General features: G+C 43.4%; 16 protein-coding genes. 8 read left to right on the forward strand and 8 right to left on the reverse strand.

The features are described 5' to 3' along the window. Positions 1 to 39: 39 nt before the first annotated feature. Positions 40 to 1,209, forward strand: coding sequence for an RNA-guided endonuclease InsQ/TnpB family protein (locus B0X70_RS07595; RefSeq protein ID WP_217471699.1), 1,170 nt, complete (start codon positions 40 to 42; stop codon positions 1,207 to 1,209). A 20-nt stretch (positions 1,210 to 1,229) separates the two neighbouring features. Here the strand turns inward: B0X70_RS07595 and B0X70_RS07600 are convergent, their stop codons facing one another. The 5 genes from B0X70_RS07600 to modE all read right to left on the reverse strand — a co-directional run bounded on the left by B0X70_RS07600 (position 1,230) and on the right by modE (position 9,547). Further along, positions 1,230 to 2,741, reverse strand: coding sequence for a transposase (locus tag B0X70_RS07600; protein WP_217471217.1), 1,512 nt, complete (start codon positions 2,739 to 2,741; stop codon positions 1,230 to 1,232). Between the two features lie 173 nt (positions 2,742 to 2,914). Further along, complete coding sequence (locus tag B0X70_RS07605; protein ID WP_217471218.1) at positions 2,915 to 6,166, reverse strand: hypothetical protein; 3,252 nt, start codon at positions 6,164 to 6,166, stop codon at positions 2,915 to 2,917. Positions 6,167 to 6,262: 96 nt separating this feature from the next. Then, the gene (locus B0X70_RS07610) at positions 6,263 to 6,640 is read right to left on the reverse strand and encodes a hypothetical protein (RefSeq protein ID WP_217471219.1); all 378 of its coding nucleotides are present in this window, start codon (positions 6,638 to 6,640) and stop codon (positions 6,263 to 6,265) included. A gap of 463 nt (positions 6,641 to 7,103) precedes the next feature. Continuing rightward, on the reverse strand, positions 7,104 to 8,579 hold the full coding sequence (modF, locus tag B0X70_RS07615) for a molybdate ABC transporter ATP-binding protein ModF (protein ID WP_217471220.1): 1,476 nt from the start codon (positions 8,577 to 8,579) through the stop codon (positions 7,104 to 7,106). 176 nt (positions 8,580 to 8,755) lie between these two features. Continuing rightward, positions 8,756 to 9,547: a molybdenum-dependent transcriptional regulator ModE gene (gene modE, locus B0X70_RS07620; RefSeq protein ID WP_217471221.1), complete on the reverse strand. Its 792-nt coding sequence runs from the start codon at positions 9,545 to 9,547 to the stop codon at positions 8,756 to 8,758. Positions 9,548 to 9,731: 184 nt separating this feature from the next. On the opposite strand from modE, the gene B0X70_RS07625 reads away from it, so the two are divergent. From B0X70_RS07625 to modC, 4 genes are all read left to right on the forward strand, one after another. Beyond that, complete coding sequence (locus B0X70_RS07625) at positions 9,732 to 9,866, forward strand: AcrZ family multidrug efflux pump-associated protein (protein WP_071647086.1); 135 nt, start codon at positions 9,732 to 9,734, stop codon at positions 9,864 to 9,866. 248 nt (positions 9,867 to 10,114) lie between these two features. Beyond that, positions 10,115 to 10,885, forward strand: coding sequence for a molybdate ABC transporter substrate-binding protein (modA, locus tag B0X70_RS07630; RefSeq protein ID WP_110087189.1), 771 nt, complete (start codon positions 10,115 to 10,117; stop codon positions 10,883 to 10,885). 14 nt (positions 10,886 to 10,899) lie between these two features. Next, positions 10,900 to 11,595 carry a molybdate ABC transporter permease subunit gene (gene modB, locus B0X70_RS07635; protein WP_110087193.1) on the forward strand — a complete coding sequence of 232 codons (696 nt, stop codon included), beginning with the start codon at positions 10,900 to 10,902 and terminating at the stop codon, positions 11,593 to 11,595. Then, on the forward strand, positions 11,589 to 12,653 hold the full coding sequence (modC, locus tag B0X70_RS07640) for a molybdenum ABC transporter ATP-binding protein ModC (RefSeq protein WP_217471222.1): 1,065 nt from the start codon (positions 11,589 to 11,591) through the stop codon (positions 12,651 to 12,653). Before modB ends, modC begins: the two co-directional genes overlap by 7 nt. A 116-nt stretch (positions 12,654 to 12,769) precedes the next feature. Here modC and B0X70_RS07645 read toward each other — a convergent pair whose 3' ends face one another. Continuing rightward, the gene (locus tag B0X70_RS07645; protein ID WP_110087191.1) at positions 12,770 to 13,588 is read right to left on the reverse strand and encodes a pyridoxal phosphatase; all 819 of its coding nucleotides are present in this window, start codon (positions 13,586 to 13,588) and stop codon (positions 12,770 to 12,772) included. 145 nt (positions 13,589 to 13,733) lie between these two features. On the opposite strand from B0X70_RS07645, the gene pgl reads away from it, so the two are divergent. Further along, the gene (gene pgl, locus B0X70_RS07650; protein WP_110087192.1) at positions 13,734 to 14,720 is read left to right on the forward strand and encodes a 6-phosphogluconolactonase; all 987 of its coding nucleotides are present in this window, start codon (positions 13,734 to 13,736) and stop codon (positions 14,718 to 14,720) included. A 359-nt stretch (positions 14,721 to 15,079) separates the two neighbouring features. Here the strand turns inward: pgl and B0X70_RS07655 are convergent, their stop codons facing one another. Next, the gene (locus B0X70_RS07655) at positions 15,080 to 16,132 is read right to left on the reverse strand and encodes an Abi family protein (RefSeq protein WP_036812928.1); all 1,053 of its coding nucleotides are present in this window, start codon (positions 16,130 to 16,132) and stop codon (positions 15,080 to 15,082) included. 211 nt (positions 16,133 to 16,343) lie between these two features. On the opposite strand from B0X70_RS07655, the gene B0X70_RS25575 reads away from it, so the two are divergent. Together B0X70_RS25575 and B0X70_RS07660 are read left to right on the forward strand one after the other, a co-directional pair. Beyond that, entirely contained in the window at positions 16,344 to 16,478 is a 135-nt protein-coding gene (locus B0X70_RS25575; protein ID WP_256448172.1) for a hypothetical protein, read from the forward strand. A 41-nt stretch (positions 16,479 to 16,519) separates the two neighbouring features. After that, complete coding sequence (locus B0X70_RS07660; RefSeq protein ID WP_214040620.1) at positions 16,520 to 17,689, forward strand: RNA-guided endonuclease InsQ/TnpB family protein; 1,170 nt, start codon at positions 16,520 to 16,522, stop codon at positions 17,687 to 17,689. Positions 17,690 to 17,785: 96 nt separating this feature from the next. On the opposite strand, the gene bioA is transcribed toward B0X70_RS07660, so the two are convergent. After that, the gene (gene bioA, locus B0X70_RS07665) at positions 17,786 to 19,057 is read right to left on the reverse strand and encodes an adenosylmethionine--8-amino-7-oxononanoate transaminase (RefSeq protein ID WP_217471223.1); all 1,272 of its coding nucleotides are present in this window, start codon (positions 19,055 to 19,057) and stop codon (positions 17,786 to 17,788) included. Positions 19,058 to 19,142: the final 85 nt, after the last annotated feature.

The raw sequence follows: 19,142 nt of genomic DNA on the forward strand, positions 1-19,142 counted from the left end.
GCGGTTAAAATACATCAACTATACCGATGAGCGCTGATGATGTTAAGAGCCACCAAAGTCCGCATTTACCCGACGCCAGAACAGGCTGATTATCTCAATGCTCAGTTCGGTGCGGTTCGTTTCGCGTACAACAAGGCGCTCCACATCAAGAAGCACGCTTATCAACGCCACGGGGTGAACCTCAGCCCGCGTAAAGACCTCAAGCCCTTACTGTCAGTGGCGAAAAAATCCCGCCGGTATGCCTGGCTCAAAGCGTATGACGCCATCGCCTTGCAGCAGGCGGTGATTAACCTCGATATGGCGTTTTCCAACTTTTTTAATCCGAAGCTGAAAGCGCGCTTCCCGGCGTTCAAACGCAAGCATGGCAGGCAGTCCAGCTATCATTGTGTCGGGGTGAAGGTGCTGGACGGGGCAATAAAAATACCCAAGTTATCGCCGATAGAAGCCCGTCTGCACCGTGAAATGACCGGAGAGGTGAAAAGCATTACGCTGAGCCGTTCAGCCACCGGTAAATACTACGCCTCGATACTCTGTGATGACAGCATGGCCGCGCCCGAGAAGCCCTCTTTGATAACCCAGATGACAGGTTTGGATATGGGATTATCTCACTACGCTATCAAATCCAGCGGAGATAAGATGGCCAATCCCCGTCATCTTATCAATGCCGGCCGTAATCTGAGGCGTAAACAGAAGGCCCTCTCCCGGAAACAAAAAGGCAGCGCCAACCGCCGTAAAGCACGACAGAGGCTTGCCGCCGTACACGAGCGGGTAGCGAATGCTCGCGCCGATTTTCAACACAAACTCTCCCGAACAATGGTTGACGAAAACCAAGCGATAATTGTTGAGACGCTGAAATCGGCCAACATGATGAAGAATCCCAGGCTGGCTCGCGCTATCGGCGATGCGGGCTGGCATGGCTTCATCAAGAAACTGGAATACAAAGCCGCAGAGAAAGGGGTTCATCTGGTGAAGCTGGATCAGTGGTTCGCCAGTTCGAAAACCTGTCACTGTTGCGGTCACAAAATGCCAGAACTGCCGCTGCATAAGCGGAGCTGGCCATGTCCTTGCTGTGGTGTCGAACATGACCGTGATATCAACGCGGCGCTCAACATCGAGCGCAAGGGCATACAGGAATTACAGGCGGCGGGACTCGTCGTTTCTGCCCACGGAGGCCAGCGTAAATCCGTCATAAAGACGGTGGCGGCCTGAGAAGTGGGAAGCCTCGCCGTTTAGAGGGTGTCGCAAAAGGTTAAGGTCACTTTTTCAAGCATCAAGTTAAATTCAATCACTGACTTTGGGCAGCCTGTTATTTGTATGGATAACAGGCTAAAAATAATCCCTAATATCAGAGCCACCGCTCTTGATAAGTTATAGGCCATTGCATGCAGGGAAAACTCCAGCTTTACCGCTGACAATCCCTTACGCCGAAAGCGTTCCAGTCTCTGAATTCCCCGTAATGCCGAAAATACCGGTTCTACCAGGCTCTTTCGTTGACTCAATATCTGTTTTGACTCGGGTCGGGCCATATGCAAACGAAGCGCCTCCCTCCCTTCATCTTCCGGATAACGTTTTATTTTTCTTCCTCCTTTAGCCTTTGTGCAGCCCGCTTTCTGCGGGCATCCGGCACAATTGTCAGCGCTATAAACCCGATAGGGCCGCGTTTTTTCAGTGGCTTTCACTGTACTTTGCAGGGACAATTGGTGATGCGCAGGACAAATATAGCAATCTTGCTCAGCATCATAAGTAAATAATGATTTAGGATAGATTTTTCGTGCACGCTGTCGGTCTGAATTTTCTGCACAAAACAGCAAGATCTGATGTTTCTTCGCCTCAGCAATCACATCGTCATGGAAATAACCGGCATCCAATATCAATTTTTCCGGGTGACCGCCCGAGATAGTGAGATTCTGCGCCAATAACGCGGCCATCACTTGGGTTTCACTGGAGGGATCGACCGTGTGAGCGACGATAAGACGTCTGTTGTTGACTAAAACAGACGGTTTATAGGAAGTTGAAAATCCCCTTCCCCGCTTAAGTTTCTGGACGACGGCTTCGGGTTCTGTTGGATTGATACGCAGTTGGCTGGCATCCTTCCCTTTTTTTTCGCGATTTTCTTGTCGGCGCCGTAATACGCTGGCTCCCTGTTCCAATTGCTTTATGCGTTTTTCTGTCTGCGCTGTGGCAGGGGTGGCCGTGAGAGTATTTTTTTCACGTGAAATCGCTTCCTGAGTTAAAAGGTGGTAATGAGAACAGGCCGCCTCTATCACTGTCCCGTCACCGGCCAGGCACGAGCCGTCCGAATGACTACGGTGCAAAATGGATAAGGTCAGTGCCTTAAAAAACGAGCCCGTCAGGACGGATTGGTGCTGATAAATAAAACGCCCAAGACTGGCATGATCGGGCGTAATTCCCTGACTGACAAAAATACAGCCTAAATCTAAACGCGCAAGTCGTTCAAGTTCTCTGAGCGAGCAGTGTCCTTTCATGATCCCATAAAGCAGGATCCCTATCATGGAGCGTGGAGAATAAGGGGCTCTCCCTGTCGAAGCATAATGGCGTTCAAAAGGGCCCCAATCTTGCTCATCAAGAATGTCAGTAACAATAAATGCGCTACGCTCCCCCATTTGCCTGAGATAATCAGAAAGGGAAAGGGAGCCATCCAATACAGGTAAGTGCTGAGCTTTGACAAACTGACGTCCGGTATGAAGGGAAGGTTCCCGTTTTCGAATGAATAAGGTCATAAAAGATCTGCGCTTAAAAGAAGTACGCAGATCTTAACGGATAATACACGCCTTTTGCGACACCCTCTTTACGGCGGGGAGCAGTCACATTGCAATGTATCTATTAACATCGCCTTGGAGACTGAGGTCATAGTAATGCTCCTTATTTTTATTTAAATAAACTCATGATACAACTACTGCCTACCATAAGTTTCTAGCAGGACAGCGGTTATTTCGCTGGCGCTGATGGATGGGTAGGCCGATTTTAATCCTTGCCCGGTTTCTACGGCTATATAGCCTACTTGCGCCATAGTTGCTGCGAGCATATTCGCCTTGAGATCAGGGAAGGATTTAATTATCCGTTTGCCGCAATCATTGCCATTCATCTGCTGTTGATATGCCGACTGTGCAATTTGTTCTGGTGTTATCACCACCTCTATTGCCACTCCGTCACTCCAGATACTTGGGATTGATGTTGCGGTGGCATCCGGCATACTAGCCAGATAAAGTTGATATGTTCCTGTAATCGGGATCGGTGGTAAAGGGATATGAGCTCGTCCAGTTGTGGAACTCACGGTTTGTTGATATATCCATGTACTGTTTGGTGCCTGTAAGCTGAGTAAATAATGGGTAGTATCGGGGCTACATTGCCATTGAATCTCTATGCCGCCAGATTGGTAATTAGCCTGAATTTGCTGAGGAGTCTCCAGACGTAACCATTGCTGAACCTGACAAAGTTCGCTGGCAATATAATTAGGGTTGTTCAATGCTGCTAATGAGAAACGATATTTCCCGGCAGGTTTCAGCTTATCGAAAATAATAGTCACTGAATTCTGTGGAGCGGCAATTGAGAGGTTTTCGGTTTGTCCATCTCTCTCGATTTTTACGTTATAGTGACTGGCACCTGTTACCAGATTCCACTGCAATATAAGATTAATATTTTTTTCAATAACGGGCTTTGTTTCTAAATTGATGTTTAATTCCGGTATTGGCAGACGATGTTGCTGTAATTGATTTTCTGAGCTGGTAAATTCTTTCCTGGTGGCGGCTACTGACCAGGTATAAACGCCAGCGGCTAATTCCGGCGTGATAGGTAAAATAAATGAATTATTGTTGTGATTTAGTTCTTTCTTGAATAATGTTTCATTATTTGGCGCTTTTAATTTGACCTGATAACCGTCAGCATTTTCCGTATAACCCCATTCGAATTTAGCCTTATTATCCTTATATTCATAGGTTGCTGACAAATTTTCAGGTGGTTTGGGATCAGCAGGCTTGGGGGGATTGGGAGGTGCTGGTTTGCTGTCAATTTCATCTTTAATTTTATTGATAATGCCACCTATGACAGCCGCTCCCGCTGCTACGCCCCCGGCAGCGGCTAAAGCTTCTGCACCGCTCTGGACTGCTTCTGTTAATGCAGCGTCAACCAACCCTTCACACAGTAATGTCATGGCATAATCAGCGGCTTTCTCGGCGGCTGTCAACGTCAGAAAGGTAGCGATATCTTCACGATTTTCCAATAGCCCTTTAACAAAAGATTCAGCCGCGCTTTTCAGCGCTGCACCGATAGCGTCAGGTAATTTCTCTAAAGAGAGGTCGTTTGGCAGCAAAAACTCTACGGTTTTTGGGAAGGAGAGAGTAACGAAATCCGTTCCTGCCATTGCCATTGTATACTTACCGTTTAACACAAAATACAGTTGGTCTTTCTGACTAGCATTATTCGTCTTAGTATCAAACGACGGGGAAATAGAAAACCGGGATGTGAGTAAATGTTCATTGATAAATTGGGTTAATTGGCCGCAATTGGAACCTTTATTACGTGAGAGCTTCTTTAATTCTTCTATAAAATTAATAAACTGGTTGTTATCTAAATCAAACGCAGGCCAGTTAGTAATTTTAAATCCTTCGCTCTTACTATAGGAAAAACCTAATTTCGTTGGATTAGGTAACAAAGGAGAAGAAACTTTGTCTGAGGACAATGAGCCACTGATTTTTAATTTCCCGGTTTTATCTTTTGTACCTGATATTTCTACATTTAAACCAAAATCATGTTTAAAAAACAGTAGCCCACAGCGAAAGACGAATTTATTTTCTTTGACGGTGGAGAAAAGCAGGGTTGGACCGGGGTCCTGCTCAAAACCGGTAATTTGAAGTACAAATAATGAAATTGGATTAAGTAGCTGAATCTCTGCATTGATGCCCTCTTTGGTAATTTGTATATCCCCCATGAGCTTTAAAGTTTCAATCAGTGTAATGTCAAACAGGGCATGGAGGTGAAATCCTGGTTGATAATGGGTGATATCCTGATTTAATAACAGAGACTTTTCGGCTAAAGAGGAAATAATAGCATTTTCCTGTTTAATATCACCGTCTGTTTCGCGCCGGTAATAAAGGTTGCTACCCTGATGAAAATCGATATCGATAAAATGACTTGGCCAGGAGAAATTAGAACCAGCAAATGATGCCTCAAATATACGATGTATCGATAAATCTTGATTGATAGCGACTGAAGCTAATATGGGGGTATTATCTAGAAAATAAAGACGCCCACTTAATGCCGGTAGTTCTGCATAATTAATTGTTCCCTCTATCCAATATAATCCAACTTTAGATTGTTTCTTTTCTGGAATGGCAAAAGTGTAATTAATGCCAAAAGATAAATCACCAAATGTGACGCCAGTCATTCTTCCGTCAAAGGGCTTATCAATAGTGCTTTTTGAGTTTTCGTGACAGATTTTTAAAGATGCCTGCACTTGCTTTTCGTCTGCGCTTAAAGCCCCGTCAAAACAATACGTTTCCTGGAACAAATTTAATGTGATAGTGCCTGCTATTTCATATTTTGAGTGATTATCAAACTGATATTGAAGTATTAAATTATTGAAGCCAAAAATATTAAATAGCTTGAAATCAGGAAGAACGGCAGTATAGCGGCTTTTTTTAATTGATTCGCCTGCGGATATTCCCTGCTCTAAACGCCCACTGAGCGAGATATCTGCCTGTGGCAGATCGCCGTTTTTAACGCCAATCTCAATTAAGTTGTTAAATAAATAATTGCCTTTTAAACGCAAGGTTAGCCAGAAGGTACAACTATGGGATACCGGCGTTTCCATTTCTGTCACTGATTTTGGCAAAGGTATTTGTGGAAAAATGTTACACAGTTTCTCTGCTTCTGGTGGATTGGCATGATTGGAGAAAGTAAAAAAACCCGCGTCCTGTATTAATAACGGGGCTTCTTTCTCCGGTAGGCCAAGATGAAAAGCATGGTTGAGTAATTCAAAGATATTGAGATTGTCAGCTCCTGCCTGTTTTGCAGTCATATCAATATAGATGAGAGAATAACTGTTGAATAAAGCAAGCCGGCATTGTATCGGGCTAAGCATTTCGCCATCAAATATTTTGCATTTGCGCCCATAAAAATGGGCGTCAATCTCAAATCGTGTTCCCATATTTTACCTCAGATAGTGAAATGTATAGCTAAGGCTATGTTATTTATGGTTATAAACGCATAGCCTTATGGTTAATATTGAGCGGATAATTTAGGCTTATTTATTTTTATCTTGGTCTTTACCTTTATCTTCGTCTTTACCTTTATCTTCGTTTTTATCTTGGTCAAACTTCTTGTCTGTTTTGTTGTATTTACCTTCGGAAACAACAACATTAAGATTTTCCACCACCTTATCAACACCTGTTTCTTTCAATAATGAACTTGGTGGTGCAACGGCAACATAAATATGATTTGCATTACCGATAGCGACTTCTAATAAAGTATTTGCAGGTTGCTCACCTTTTTCGGGTGAAACTACACTAAAAAGAAAAGGCGCTTCAGGAGTCGGGGTTGCTGATGGAATATTTAAATCAACGTTATAACTGTCTTGACCAAGTTTAAGCTTGACTGATATGACGGCGCTTAGACCACTCATTGTTATTCTCCCAATGGGTATGTAATAGTCGGGAATCCATCTTTGGTCTGATGGAAACATTCTGTCACTTTACTTCTAGGAATAGTTTAATCGAAAATCTAATTCGCCAAATAATCTATTTAATTAAATGTGATGAATGTCTATATAATGATTGTAATCGTGAGGTGGGATTGTTAAGTGAATTAAATTTCATTTAAGTATAAATAATTGAAGGGTTGATTTTATTATTTTCGGCTATATGAAATTAATGTTCTTATATTTAAATGTATTGTTTTCATAATTAAATTATCTTACGGAGAAAAAATTAACGGTGGGTATTTTTATGTGCCTGACTTTCTTGGCGCTTTATAATTGTTGTGAATAGATAAAGCCAGCATGCTTGCATGTGTATTGCTACGAGGTTGACATCAGTACACATTCTGCAATGCTGGTTTTTTTCCAGTATTAATCTCATGTTAATACTTTAATGGTTAATTCTTTCTGTTTTATAGCGATATATGTCGCCATCAGGAATAAATATCAGCCGGTGAGTAATGCATTGCGGCGCGTCTTCCTGATGATGAGAAACAAACAGTAGCTGAGTATCACCGTCAGCGATCATGATATCAATGAAACGTAATATTAACTGGCGGTTGAGTGGATCAAGCCCTTGCAGAGGTTCATCAAGGATCAATAAAGCCGGATGTTTAACCAGTGCGCGAGCTATTAGAACCAGCCGTTGTTGTCCCCATGAAAGGCGCTGAAACGGGCCGTTGGCAATCTGAGCCGATAATCCCAGTAAAGCCAGCCATTCATCAGCAAGTTGCTGTTGGCGATCTGATACGGTCTGATAAAGACCGATTGAATCGAAGAAACCAGATAGAATCACATTACGAACGCTGATACTGACACGATATTCCAAATGAATGCTGTTGCTGATATAACCAATATGGCGTTTGATATCCCAAATAGTTTCGCCGCTACCGCGTTGGCGGCCAAAAAGGATCAGCTCATTACTGTAGCCTTGAGGATGATCTCCGGTAATCAGACTCAAAAGCGTTGATTTTCCGGCGCCATTTGGGCCAATAATTTGCCAATGTTCTCTTGGATTAACTTGCCAATCTAGTCCATGCAGAATGGGTTGATCATTATATTGAACGATACCGTTACGTAGGATAATCAGAGGCTGATCGGGCGGTAATTGCTCATCGACAGGAAATTCATCTGTTTCAGGTAAATGAATGCCGTCCAATTTTTCACTGTGAGCCAGTTGAGCCACCAGTGAATCCGCCATCACCTTTTCTTTGATGCCAATAGAGGTTAGCTGGCAATCCGCGAGTACGCCAATCTGGTTGATAAAATCTGGGATTTCACTAAATCGGTTAAGGATAAGTACCAAAACGATCCCTTTTGATGACAATTTTTCCAGTAATTCAGCGAATTGACCACGAGCGAATAGATCAAGGCCATTAAAAGGTTCATCAAGAATCAGCAAGTCAGGTGAAGCCATTAGTGCCTGGCAAAGTAATGTCTTGTGGGTTTCGCCGGTAGAAAGATATTTAAAACGACGGGAAAGTAAATCCATAATACCGAACTGTTTTGCCAGCTCCAGACAAAGTTCATTATCTTTATGATAAAGCTGAATAATTTCTGCCGCAGTGCGGCCGGTATCATCTTCATCATCACTGAGCATATCAGTATTATTGCGTTGCCATTCTTCTTCCGTCAGTTTTTGTAATTGTTCTTGAGAGACGCGGGCGCACCTGTGAAATGAGCAATTTCGTTCACCGGAAAGTAGGACTAATTCATTTGAAAGCGCACGGGCCAATGATGATTTTCCGCTGCCATTAGCGCCAATAAAAGCCCAATTTTCACCAGAGGTTATTTTTAGTGATGATAACTGCAAGGTTCGAGTATCACTTAAACGGAAACAGCCTTGCGTTATTTGCAATTCAGACATCTTTTATTCCTTTTTAAGCAACGCAAATATCTTTCCACAAATAAGCGGAATGCCGTAGAATGTCAATATTAACTTTTAATTAACATTTAATATTCGACGCCAAGGGATATGTAAGGTACGTAATGCCATGATATCCCTGGATATTCTTAATTGTTCAGTGATAATAGCCGCAATTCTTAACACAGAGTTGCAATAATCACCTGGTCAGCATTAAAAAGTGCAGTGATTTTATCTCCAGGATGCAGTTTCAGGTTATTGATTTCTTGATTGGGCAGGGTGGAGCAGAGGGTTTCGCCGCCATCAAGGACAATAATAGTTTCTGTGTTCTCTTCGCCCGTTTCAATGTTACTGATCTGCCCTGTCAGGGCATTGTCGAAATGACCGATAACGAACTGTTCTTTAGTAAGTCTCACCCAAGGCGCTTTAATGAGCGCCAATACCTCCTTACCTTTTACCAAGCCAAGACGGTTAGCGCTCTGTTCCGTTAATGCCGCATTCAGCGATGTTTGACCATCTGCCAGTAAGATGCGGACATGTTGTTGCACCTGATTATGGTCACGGTCAGTAATTGTGCCAAAAAATTGGTTACGGGCGCTGGTTTGCAGAGAAAAACGGGAAATCGCAGCTAACAGGCTATTGAGGGGAAGTTGGTCATCTTTTAGCACATCAAAGGCTTTTTGCTGAATTTGTGTCAGTAGATCGTAAAGTTGCAACAGACGTTCGCCGTAGTGGGTAAGATTTGCTCCGCCGCCTCCTTTACCGCCTGTAGCACGATCCACCACTATTTCATCTGCTAACTGATTCATTTCGTTAATAGCATCCCAGGCGCTTTTATAGCTGATCCCCGCCAGTTTTGCCCCCTGGCTGATAGAGCCGGTTACTTTAATCTGTTTAAGTAATAATATTCGCCGTGGATCGGCGAATAACCGTTGTTGTAATTTCAGTGTCAATAGAATTTCGGCTTGCATAATAGTTTTTTTCAGGAAATATAATCGTAAATTTTTATTGGCTAACCCACAAAAACGCACGTTTAGCCGGTTACTGTTGTTTGTCTTTTGTCTAGAATAGTACTAATTATAGCGGTATTACCCGCTATGGTTAAAAATGTGTTATGTTTCTGGCTCATTAAATGAGCCATTATGTGAGGCTACCATGTTTGAGTTGATTAGAAGTATGGCTTTTGCCCTGGTCATGGTACCGGTGGTGATGGCTGGAATTTTAGGTTTAATTTATGGTCTTGGGGAATTGTTTAATATCGTTTCCCGTATTGGTCGTTCTGAAAAGTAAAACTAATATTTCTTTTACACCAGATGCTATTCCGATTACCCGGTGATTTACCGGGTAATTTGTCTTAATTAATTATAATTAGTTCCATTTTATTCATCTGGTTTTTCTATTATAGTATTTTAATTCGAATTAAATTAGATAGTAAAAGTTGCTCACAATTTGCCGATTAATATTGGAACACTCTTCCATTCAACGCTATATCTTGTTATACACAACGAACTAATGGGTAAGAAACAGGTGGAAAACAGATGAGAAAGAGTTTTGGCAAACTGCTAGTCGGCGTTGTCGTTTCTTTTGCTTTGACGTGGCAAGTGTGGGCTGCGGAAAAAGTCACATTATTCGCTGCTGCTTCTCTGACTAATGCACTTGATGATATTGCACTACAGTATAAGCAAAAGACAAAAGGTGAAGTGGCGGCTTCTTATGCTTCATCTTCTACTTTGGCTCGCCAGATTGAGCAAGGTGCGCCGGCAGATATTTTTATTTCCGCTGATCAACAGTGGATGGATTATGTTGCCGGGAAGAAGCTGATTATTGATGAAACTCGGTTGACTATGTTAGGAAATCAACTCGTTCTGATTGCGCCGAAAGCGAGCAGGCTCAATAAAGTTGACATTAATAAAGAAACCAAATGGAAATCTTTGTTAGAAGGCGGCCGTCTTGCCGTTGGCGATCCCGATCATGTTCCTGTGGGTATTTATGTTAAAGAGTCTCTGCAATATTTGGGAGCATGGGAGACGGTTAATCCTCTGCTAGCGCGTACCAGTAATGTGCGCAGCGGTCTGGCGTTGGTGGAACGTGCTGAAGTTCCGTTGGGTATCGTTTATGGTTCAGATGTCGTTGCAAGTGATAAAGTCAAAGTGGTGGGGATCTTCCCGGAAGAGAGCCACAAACCTATTGAGTACCCAATGGCGATTATTAAAGACCATAGTAATCCTGCCGTTCTCGATTTTTATGAATATTTGAAAACCCCTGAAGCCGTTGCAATTTTTAAACGTTACGGTTTTCACCCACTTTAGGAATGGATTTTTTGGTGATGTTGAGTGAATACGAATGGCAGGCCATCATCCTGAGTCTGGAAGTTTCAGGTATGGCGGTATTACTGAGTCTGCCATTTGGGATCTTAATGGCGTGGATTCTTGCTCGTTTCCAGTTTCCCGGTAAATCATTACTCGACAGTCTTATCCATCTGCCGCTGGTGTTGCCGCCAGTGGTAGTGGGTTATTTGTTGTTGATCAGTATGGGGCGTCGTGGATTTATCGGTGAATGGTTATATGACTGGTTTGGGATCAGCTTCGCATTTAGTTGGCGTGGCGCCGCATTGGCTTCTGCTATTGTTGCTTTTCCGTTGATGGTCAGGGCGATACGTCTGGCGTTGGAAGGTGTCGATCGACGACTGGAACAGGCCGCTCGTACTTTGGGAGCGAATCCGTTGAAGGTATTTTTTACTATCACATTGCCGCTCTCTTTGCCTGGGGTTATTGTGGGCACTGTTTTGGCATTTGCCCGTTCATTGGGTGAATTTGGCGCAACTATCACTTTTGTATCCAATATTCCAGGCGAAACGCGGACGATCCCTTTGGCGATGTATACCTTGATTGAAACCCCCGGAGCAGAAACCGCCGCGGCTCGTTTGTGTGTCATTGCCATTATTCTGGCGTTGATGTCACTGATGGTTTCTGAATGGTTAACCCGTTGGGGAAGGAGACGTTTGGGAGCAACATGTTAGAGCTGGATTTTGAGCAACAACTCGGTGATTTTCATTTACAGGTCAAGACACAGCTACCCACTGAGGGAATTACGGCTGTTTTTGGTCTTTCAGGCGCTGGGAAAACTTCACTGATAAATGTTATTGCCGGTTTGATACGTCCACAGAAAGGGCGGATTGTCCTTAATGATCATGTGCTGGTTGATATTGAAAAAGGTACCTGCTTGCCGCCAGAGCAACGCCGTATAGGCTATGTTTTTCAGGATGCCCGGCTTTTTCCTCATTATCGAGTAAAAGGTAATCTTCAATACGGGATGTCTCCGGTGATGAAGCCGGAATTTGAGAGCATTGTTAGTTTGCTAGGGATTGAGCACTTACTATCTCGTTTTCCTCTTACCTTATCCGGCGGTGAAAAGCAGCGGGTTGCTATCGGTCGAGCTTTATTGACGGCACCGGATCTGTTGTTAATGGATGAACCGTTGGCATCGCTGGATCTTCCCCGTAAAAGAGAACTACTGCCTTATCTTGAAAAGCTTTCTGAAGAGGTCAGCATTCCGATTTTGTATGTCAGCCATAATCTGGATGAGATCCTTCGTCTGGCAGAAAATGTACTCGTTATGGATAACGGAAAAGTCAGGGCAACAGGAAAATTGGAAGAGGTTTGGTCCAGTAGTGCGCTACGTCTTTGGTTACAAAAAGAGACTCTTAGCAGTATTCTGAATGTTTCAATGGTTGAACATCATAATCGTTATGAAATGACAGCGGTGGCGCTCGCTGATCAGGCTTTATGGTTGCCGAAAATTGATGTTCAACCGGGAACCGATTTGCGTATCAGAATAGATGCGTCAGATGTTTCATTAGTACTGGAACCGCCGCGCGGCAGTAGTATCCGTAATATTTTGGCGGTGAAAGTGGTTGAATTTTTTGATGATAATGGACAGGTTGATGTCAAATTAACGCTGAGTGGTCACTATTTATGGGCAAGGATCACTCCGTGGGCAAGGGATGAACTTAATTTGCGGCTTGGCCAGTGGCTTTATGCTCAGATAAAAAGTGTTTCTCTTAATCGGCAATTGTAGTCTCTGTTTATAAGAAGTGATTCGTAAGTTGGTAGCTACCGGAAGCAATTGGATCGCTATGTAAATAACAACGGGGAACCTATTTAAGGATTACCCCGAAGTGTGGTTTTGTGGGTTTATAGAACATACTTGCGAATAACTTCGGCAATACCTGGCTGAGTATTATCCAGCGTCACCAGATCGGCTCGTTCTTTGATAGCATCTACACTGTTACCCATAGCGACACCGAGTCCTGCGGCTTCCAGCATACTCAGGTCATTAAAGTTATCACCAAAGGCAATAACATCTTTCATCCTCATGCCTTGAGATTCAACCCACTGTTGCAAACGCATACCTTTGCTGTTACCTCTCTTGCTAATATCCACCTGATCGAACCATGACCATTCACACGAAAGACCTGTGTCATTTTCGATTTGTGCAGTTACTTCCCGCAGTTTTACTAAATCAGGAGAGCTGGTGGCAAATTTCCAAATAGACTGTACTTCATCAATAGCATGCTGAAAGCTATCAACATGTCGCATAGTTGGACGTTGAGATTCAGGTAGGGTTTCAGACCATTTTATGGTACGGACAACTGTGTCATACGGTTCTTCATATAACATGGCGTCATCCACATACATTAGACGGTGAATATCTGTGTTTTTTAAGTGGGAGAGAACTTTTATAGCTTCTTGAGATGACAGCGGATCTGAGGCTAATACTTTCTTTTCATGGTAATCATACAGATAAGTACCATTACAGCAGATGGCAGGAGTATCGAGTTGCAAAGCCTGATAAAAAGGGTGGATAGCGACATGATGACGGCCAGTGGCGATCAGCACCTTAATACCAGCTTTACGTGCTTCATTTAGTACAATGAGTGATTCTGGCAGGATATTTTTTTGAGGATCGAGTAGTGTACCATCCAGATCCAGCGCAATGATGCGATATGACATAAATTAGCCTCATAACTATATATAATATAAGGATATTACATTGAAACTGAATAAAGCTACACCAATTGTGCGGTGAGTTTAACCGATAAAACTAATCGAGTCGTTACAGCGCAATAAAATGGTAATAGATAATTAAGGAGTGAAGATGAAACAAGTAGTTTATACGGCGAGTCCAAACAGTTGTCAGATTCATGTTTGGAGCCTGAATAATGAAGGTGAGTTATCACTCATTCAGACAGTTGATGTACCGGGGGAAGTACAACCAATGGTGGTTAGCCCGGATCGTAAACATCTTTATGTTGGCATCCGACCACAATTCAGTATTGTCACTTACCAGATTGGCTCTGGTGGGGAACTGGTACAACAGGGGATTTCATCAATACCGGGTAGCCCGACTCATATCTCTACAGATAAACAAGGTCGCTTTCTATTCTCTGCCTCCTATAGTTATAACAATCTGAGTGTCAGCCTAATTGACGAACAGGGGATTGTGGGTGAACCGGTTCAGGTTATTGAAGGTTTGCAAGCACCGCATTCAGCTAATATTGACTGGGATAATAAACAACTATTGGTTCCTTGTCTGAAAGAAGATCACATCCGTATTTTTGAGATGGCAGAAGAGGGTTATCTGACAGAAAAGCGTGCTGAGGAAATCACTACGGCAATGGGGTCGGGTCCTCGTCATATGGCATTTCATCCAAATCAGCAGGTGATTTACTGTATTAATGAGCTGGATTCTACGGTGGATGTTTATCGCAAGTGGGAAAAATACCGGGCTGTTCAGACGATTGATTCATTACCGGCGGATTTAGCGGGTGTTCGTTGGTCTGCGGATATTCATATTACACCGGATGGTCGTCACCTTTATACCAGTGAACGGACTTCAAGTTTGATCAGCCATTTTGTTATTTCACAAGATGGTCTTAATTTGACGTTGGCAGGACACTATAAAACCGAAACTCAGCCGCGTGGTTTTGCTATTGATCACAGTGGAAAATATCTGATTGCATCCGGTCAAAAGTCTGACCATATTTCAGTCTCTTCTATTGATCAATATACCGGTAAATTGACTGAGTTGACGCGTTATCCAGTAGGTCAAGGCCCAATGTGGGTAACGGTGCTGGCTCTGTGAATTTGATAAGATTGTTGGGTGTTAACGGTGATCGTGTGTGCTGGTTACGGTTTAGTCTGGTAGACATTGATGTAAATAACCGGTAGTTACCAGCTCAAGTTTGAGCTAATACAACTCCAAATTTCGCAGTCATACAACCGGACAGATGCAAAAATGGTTTCTGTGTCTGCTCGGTTGTTCTAAACTCATCTGCTAAATTTTCTGGTCATTTATGTTGCAAAATTTCTTGTGAAAGTTTTCTACAAGATTTTTGCATTGAAATTGCCATTTTCGTCGGATTGTACATGCAGAAATAAATTTGCAAACAGTTTTTCACTATGATTTTTTGCGCTTATTTATGGTTAGCCACACTAATGAAGTTAAGCTTGTTCAACATTTTTTGCATTGGGATATTGATTTTTACTCGCTTCTGGAGTAAATCTCACTAGTGTTCCAGTACTATAGTTTTGAATATTATTTTTCATGTCCTTAGAGTTGGCAAAAAATATAGTTTTATCCTTTTGGCTTTTTATTAAGGCATATCGGGTATCGACTATTTTTACTATTTCTCCTATATGAGTAACATCTAGTTTATTTTCATCCCCCCATCCTGTTATTATTGGTAGAGATGATAGCCCCGTGGGTAATTGTTTATTTTTCCAAAGAGAATGAATACTGCATAATTCACTCATCTTGATGTTATTTTCAATAATGGATAACAGTTTTAAATTAGATGGATTGATCCACCTGATAACCTTTAAGCACTTCTCATAACTTTCAACAACATTATTAATTATGTGTTCCATTTGGTATGCATTTTTAGAGCGCCACAAAGGTTCATGATGTGACAACCGATTTCGGATCTTGTTGATTTCTTTTAACTCATTGCCGATACTATTAATAGAAAGGGGGCGCTGAGTTTGTGTATCTAGAGCATATGGAAAAACTAATCCACGAAGTTCAGGCCATAATGTCAGATATGAATTTCTTTGTATATCGTAACTATTATTTACCATTGATACCCAAAAACCTAGTGTAAGTTTTGCAATATAATTCTCTGGGGTTAATGCTTTCCCATCTTTTTGTAGTTGCCTTGTTGCTGACAAAATGTTCCTATATGTTTCAGCATTATTTTTTTGAGTGAAGACATTAATAAACCAGAATTTATCAATCTTGTTTTTTTCTACTTGCCATTGTGCTTGGTTAAATGTGTTTTCAATTTTTATCTCTTCATAACGGATATATCCTTGATAAATGGCGTTGCGTAGGGAGACCTCGATAATTTGGAGTGCGGGGAAAAAAGCACTGGCAAGTTGTTTGTTCCACAGATAGATGCCCAAGCATTCTTCTTTTGTCATTCCACCTAATACAGGAAGCTGATAGGTAGAAAATCTGTAACTCGATAGTGAATCTATAATTGTCGTTATGGTCATAGTTGTTCATTTCCCTGTAGAGTTGTTTAACTATACCTACATTAAGGCTTGCTTTATATTCTATGTAAAGCTGGTGTTGACATTTTTGCCGATTTGCTGGATGATCTTTACCCAGAGGTAACTCTACTTGTGTAAGCACCCGCCCCTACTCATTGCGAAGGTCGGAGTGTGAAGAAATTTTTCAAAAAAGGCTCCTAATTGGGAGCCTTTTTTGATCAAGCCGGAACTTAGCAAAAACCGCCGTAAACCCTTGCCCAGTGCGGGCGGGGATATCAGGCGAAAAGCCCAGAGGGCTTTAGGGCTGGCGACTCCGACGTCTCCTGACTGGATTGATATCTGCCGGTAAAACAGGCTAAAATCAATGCACTTTCTCAATGAGCGCTGAACATGCTAAGAGCGACCAAAGTCCGCATCTACCCTACACCCGAACAGGCCGGGTATCTTAACGGCCAGTTCGGCGCGGTCCGTTTTGCATACAACAAGGCGCTGCACATCAAAAAGCATGTCTACAAACATCACGGCGTAAGTTTACATCCGCGCAAAGACCTCAAACCGCTCCTGGCGGTCGCGAAGCAATCCCGTAAGTATGCTTGGCTCAGGGCATATGATTCTATCGCGTTACAGCAGGCGGTGATCAATCTGCATACCGCGTTTGATAATTTCTTCAATCCAAAGTTGCGCGCCCAACTTCCCACATTCAAACGCAAACAGGGCAAGCAGTCCAGCTATCACTGTGTTGGGGTGAAAGTGCTGGAGGGCGCAGTGAAGATCCCGAAATTGTCACCGATAGAGGCCCGTATACACAGAAAAATTGAAGGGAAAGTGAAGAGCATTACGCTCTCTCGCACCGCCACGGGAAAATATTTCGCCGCTATCCTGTGTGACGACGGCAGGGAGGTGCCGGAAAAGCCGGATGTTATCACCCGCGTGACCGGGTGTGATATGGGGTTGTCCCACTATCTTATCGAGTCGACCGGGGAGAAGGTCAATAACCCGCGTCACCTTATCAACGCCGCCCGTAACCTGCGTCGTAAACAGAAATCGCTGTCCCGCAAACAACAGGGCAGCGCTAACCGCGGCAAGGCCCGATTACGTCTGGCGGCCGTCCATGAGCGGGTAGCCCATGCCCGCGCCGATTTTCAACACAAACTCTCTCGGACAATAGTTGACGAAAACCAAGCGATCATTGTTGAGACACTGAAATCGGCCAACATGATGAAGAATCACCACCTTGCCCGCGCTATCGGGGATGCGGGCTGGCATGGCTTCATCAAGAAACTGGAATACAAAGCCGCAGCGGCGGGCGTTCATCTGGTCAAACTGGATCAGTGGTTCGCCAGTTCGAAAACCTGTCATTGCTGCGGTCACAAAATGCCGGAAATGCCGCTGCGTAAGCGGATCTGGCAATGTGCTTGCTGTGGTGTTGAACATGACCGCGATATCAATGCGGCGATCAACATCCAGCGCAAGGGCATAACAGAATTACAGGCGGCGGGACTCGTCGTCTCTGCCCACGGAGGCCAGCGTAAATCCGTTGCATCGACGGTGGCGGCCTGAGAAGTGGGAAGCCTCGCCGTTTTTTACGGCGGGGAGCAGTCACCTTTATTAACTGCTCAGTAATAAATTCAGAAGAATTTATTTAATAAAGAAAAATTACAAATTTATTGAACCAGAGACAGCCTTTGTCAGGCGTGAAAGTTGCTCCGGTTGAATAATATAAGGCGGCATCAAATAGATCAGCTTGCCAAATGGTCTTATCCAGACACCTTGAGAAACAAAATGGTGCTGCAACACCGCCATATTCACGGGTTGCTTCATCTCCACGACGCCAATTGCACCTAATACCCGAACATCAGCCACTTTTGCATGGTGTTTTAGTGGCATCAACTCACTCTTTAATTGGTTTTCAATTGATTTAATACGTTGTTGCCAAGGGCTGTGTAATAACAGTTTCAAACTGGCTTCTGCCACGGCACAAGCTAATGGATTGCCCATAAACGTTGGGCCATGCATAAAACAGCCTGCTTCGCCATTGCTAATCGTTTCAGCTACCTTACGGGTTGTCAGTGTTGCTGATAGTGTCATATAACCACCTGTCAGCGCTTTTCCTACACATAAAATATCCGGCTCAATTTCAGCATGTTCACAAGCAAACAATTTTCCTGTGCGGCCAAAACCGGTGGCAATTTCATCCGCAATTAATAGAATTTGATGTTGATCACAAAGCATTCTGACCTGACGCAGATATTCAGGATGATAAATGCGCATTCCTCCAGCACCCTGTACGATAGGCTCAAGGATCACTGCGGCGATATCACGGGAATACTGCTCCAGCAAAGTACGAAATGGCATGATATCCCGTTCGTCCCATTGAGAATCAAATCCGCACTGAGGCGATTCGGCAAACAGATGGGGTGGCAGATAGCCTTTGTAGAGATTATGCATTGAATTGTCGGGATCACAGACCGACATAGCGCCGAATGTGTCACCGTGGTAACCGTGCCGTAATGTCAAAATACGCTGACGTTTCTCACCTTTTGCTTGCCAGTATTGCAATGCCATTTTTAACGCCACTTCTACCGCAACGGAACCTGAATCCGCCAGAAAGACACATTCCAGTGAGGGGGGGGAGATTGCTGTTAATTGCCTGCAAAGTGCCACTGCGGGTGGATGAGTAATGCCGCCAAACATGACATGGGACATCTGATCAAGCTGAACCTTAGCGGCTTGGTTCAAAACCGGATGATTATATCCATGAATGGCGGCCCACCAGGAAGACATGCCATCCACCAGCTTACGGCCATCAGACAACTCTAGTTCCACTCCAGAAGCGCCAACGACAGGGTAAACCGGAAGAGGGTTGGTCATGGAGGTATAGGGATGCCAAATATGGCGTAGATCAAATTCAATATCGGAAGCAGTCATAAGGTTTGATGTAAACTAATTTACTTAAAATTGGTTGACAGTATAGCGGCATTATTTAAACTGGCTACACTTTTTTCACACTGGA

Source organism: Photorhabdus akhurstii (assembly GCF_019090985.1).
Classification (GTDB): Bacteria; Pseudomonadota; Gammaproteobacteria; order Enterobacterales; family Enterobacteriaceae; genus Photorhabdus; species Photorhabdus akhurstii.